This window comes from Shewanella sp. SR44-4 (assembly GCF_014163715.1).
In the GTDB taxonomy this organism is placed as follows: Bacteria; Pseudomonadota; Gammaproteobacteria; order Enterobacterales; family Shewanellaceae; genus Shewanella.
In genome coordinates, this window is sequence record NZ_JACJDU010000198.1 from 1 (window position 1) to 223 (window position 223).

Sequence of the window (223 nt, forward strand, 5' to 3'; positions counted from 1 at the left end):
GATTGAACCCTAAGAAGTCAAAACCATTGCTGATGTGGGTAATATGCGTTTTCTCTTCGGAGAGTGTTAAGCCTCTTTCCGCTAAGAAATCAGCGATCAACGGTTTGATATCGTTCTCGAGCACTTCCTTTGAAGCGCAGGTGACGACGAAATCGTCGGCGTATCCAATAAAGTTGGCTCTAGCACCCTTTTTGAGTGCTGTAGACTTTATACGCTGCTCAAG

Annotated in this window: 1 protein-coding gene; it reads right to left on the reverse strand. The window is 45.3% G+C overall.

What is annotated here, in order from left to right; translation table 11 throughout:
- Positions 1-223 (reverse strand): reverse transcriptase domain-containing protein (locus tag H5125_RS22015; RefSeq protein ID WP_259395524.1); only part of this gene is annotated, 223 nt, incomplete at both ends.